Source organism: Streptomyces hygroscopicus subsp. hygroscopicus, from assembly GCF_001553455.1.
Classification (GTDB): Bacteria; Actinomycetota; Actinomycetes; order Streptomycetales; family Streptomycetaceae; genus Streptomyces; species Streptomyces hygroscopicus.
Genome location: NZ_BBOX01000620.1, coordinates 1 through 3,216 on the forward strand (window position 1 = coordinate 1; position 3,216 = coordinate 3,216).

The window sequence follows — 3,216 nt, forward strand, 5'->3', positions numbered from 1 at the left end:
GTCGCCGCGCCCGCCGTACCGGGGCCCGCCCGGACCGCCGCCCCGCTGGTCGCCGCGGCCGCCGTGCTCCGGGGCGCCGTTCTGCCTGCTGCGGGCCAGCCCGCGCACCCGGCGGATGATCGACTGCTCCTCCGCCTGACTGGCGATGCCGACCATCCCGATCAAGCGGATCGCATAGCGGTCCCGCAGCCCCGGGTTCTTGATCGCCGCGACGACCGGTACCGCCTCGTCGACCGCGGCGATACGGCCCTCCTCGGTGTCCAGGTTGTAGCGGGAGACGATCGACGTCAGCGCGAAGGCGAACAGCGGGGTCCGGCTGTCGACCAGGGAGACCACGGCCTCGTCGCCGCGGGCCAGGCGCAGCTCGCACGGGTCCATCCCGTCGGGCGTGATCGCGATGGAGGTCTCGGCGGCGAACCGCTGGTCGTCCTCGAAGGCGCGCAGCGCCGCCTTCTGACCGGCCGCGTCGCCGTCGAAGGTGAAGACGACCTCCGCGCCCGCGTTGTCCATCAGCAGCCGCCGGAGGATCTTGATGTGGTCGCCGCCGAAGGAGGTGCCGCAGGTGGCGATGGCGGTGGTGACGCCCGCGAGATGGCAGGCCATGACGTCCGTGTAGCCCTCGACCACCACCGCCCGGCTGGTCTTGGCGATCTCCTTCTTGGCGAGGTCGATGCCGTAGAGGACCTGGGACTTCTTGTAGATCGGGGTCTCGGGGGTGTTGAGGTACTTGGGGCCGTTGTCGTCGTCGCGCAGCTTCCGGGCGCCGAAGCCGACGACCTCACCGGCGATGTCCCGGATCGGCCACATCAGCCGGCCCCGGAAGCGGTCGATGGGGCCGCGCCGGCCCTCCTGGGCGAGCCCGGAGAGGATCAGCTCCTTGTCGGTGAAGCCACGGCCGCGCAGGAAGCGGACGAGGTGGTCCCAGCCCGCCGGGCTGTAGCCGACGCCGAAGTGCTGCGCCGCGGCCTGGTCGAAGCCGCGCCCGGCCAGGAAGGCGCGGCCGATCTCCGCCTCGGGGCGCTCCAGCTGCTCGATGTAGAACTGCGCGGCCACCTTGTGGGCCTCGACCAGGCGGGTGCGCTCGCCCTGCTGGCGGCCGGGGGTGTAACCGCCCTCCTCGTAGCGCAGGGTGATCCCGGCCTGGGAGGCCAGCCGCTCGATGGTCTCGGCGAAGGAGAGGTGGTCGATCTTCATGATGAAGTCGACGGTGTCGCCGCCCTCCTGGCAGCCGAAGCAGTAGTAGAGCCCCTTGCTGGGGCTGACCTGGAAGGACGGGGACTTCTCGTCATGGAAGGGGCACAGGCCCTTGAGATTGCCACCCCCCGCGTTGCGCAGCTGGAGGTATTCGGATACGACGGCGTCGATCGGGACCGCTGCCCGCACCGCCTTCACGTCGTCATCGTTGATCCTGCCTGCCACGCCCGAATTCTACGGCCGGGGTCCGACACCGCCGTCCGTCGCCTGCCGGACCCTGCCGGACCCCGGTGGGGGCGTGCCCGGGGCGTGCCCGGGGCGTGCCCCGGCGCCTACGGCAGCAGTGAGGTCAGCGGGACGGACGGGTCGGCCAGGGCCGCCGGGTCCAGCTGGTCGCCGCCGCGGATGAGCCGCTGGATCTGCTCGGTGACGTCCCATACGTTGACGTTCATCCCCGCGAGCAGGCGGCCGTCGTTCAGCCAGAAGGCGATGAACTGCCGCTTGCCGACGTCGCCGCGCACCAGCACCTGGTCGTAACTGCCGGGCGGGGCGTAGCCGGAGTACTCCAGGCCGACGTCGTACTGGTCGGAGAAGAAGTACGGCACCCGGTCGTAGGCGACGTCCTGGCCGAGCATGGCGCGGGCCGCCGCCGGGCCGCCGTTCAGGGCGTTGGCCCAGTGCTCGACGCGCAGCCGGGCGCTCGGCGGCAGGGCGGCCCGTACCGGGGTGCCCTCGAGGAAGGCGAGCGGGGCGGAGGCGACGTCGCCCGCCGCGAAGATGTCCGGGTCGCTGGTGCGCAGCGAGGCGTCGACCGCGATGCCGCCGCCCGCCGCGCGGTCCACCACCTCCAGGCCCGCGGCCTCGGCGAGGGCGGTACGCGGGGCGGCGCCGATGGCGGCCAGCACGCTGTGGGCGGGGTGCTCCTCGCCGTCGTCGGTGAGGGCGGCCAGCACCATGCCGTCCTGGCCGGTGATCTCGGTGAGGCGGGCGCCGAAGTGGAAACGGACGCCGTGCTCGGCGTGGAGATCGGCGAAGAGGGCGCCCAGCTCGGGGCCGAGGACGGGATGGAGCGGGGTGGGCTCGGACTCGACGATGGTCACCTCGGCGCCATAGCCCCGGGCGGCGGCCGCGACCTCCAGACCGATCCAGCCGGCGCCCGCGATGACCAGCTGGCCGTTGTCCCGGCCGAGGGCGGCCAGGACGCCCTTGAGCCGCTCGGCGTGGGCCAGCCGGCGCAGATGGTGGACCCCGGCCAGGCCGGTGCCGGGGATGTCGAGGCGGCGCGGCTCGGCGCCGGTGGCCAGCAGCAGCCGGTCGTAGTGGACGCGGGTGCCGTCGCCCAGGGTCACGGCCTTGGCGGCCCGGTCCAGGTGGACGGCGGGCTGGCCGAGGTGGAGCTCGATATCGGCCTGGGCGTACCAGGCGGGCTCGTGGACGAAGACGCTGTCGCGCTCCTGGCTGCCGGTGAGGAAGCCCTTGGAGAGCGGGGGCCGCTCATAGGGGTGGTCGCGCTCGTCACAGATGAGGATCACCCGCCCGGTGAAGCCCTCCGCTCGAAGGGTTTCCGCGGCTTTCGCCCCGGCCAGGCCCCCTCCGACGATGACGAACGTCTGGTGTGCGTCGACCACTTGTGTCCTCCTCGCTGCCGAGCAGTGCCGAGCAGTGCCTCTGTGAGTGCCTTACCCCGGTCGCGTCAGGTCGTGCTGTGTGGGCTGTGCGTGGTGTGTGTGGTGTGTGTGGTGTGTGCTGTACGGGCTGTACGGCTGTGTGTGGTGTGCGTGGGGTACCAAGGCGAGCCTCCCGCACCGAAGCGTGCGTCCGGAAGGGCCGGTAGGCCGGATGTGTGCGCCGGGCCGGATCCGGCGGGCGGCGGGCGGCGGCTGGCGACGGACCCGGCGAGCGGTGGCGGGCGACGGACCCGGCCGGGCGGTGGCTGGCGACGGACCCGGCGCGTGGCGGCGGGCGACGGACCCGGCGGGCGGTAGCGGCGACGGACCCGGCGGGCGGTAGCGGGCGACGGTC

2 protein-coding genes are annotated in these 3,216 nt (G+C 73.1%); both read right to left on the reverse strand.

The annotated features are described in order from the left end of the window. Positions 1-1,419: DNA primase (gene dnaG, locus AXW62_RS39385; protein ID WP_060948530.1), on the reverse strand; the 1,419-nt coding region annotated here is incomplete at its 3' end. A 107-nt stretch (positions 1,420-1,526) separates the two neighbouring features. Next, on the reverse strand, positions 1,527-2,822 hold the full coding sequence (locus AXW62_RS39390; protein WP_060948531.1) for an NAD(P)/FAD-dependent oxidoreductase: 1,296 nt from the start codon (positions 2,820-2,822) through the stop codon (positions 1,527-1,529). Between the last annotated feature and the right edge of the window lie 394 nt (positions 2,823-3,216).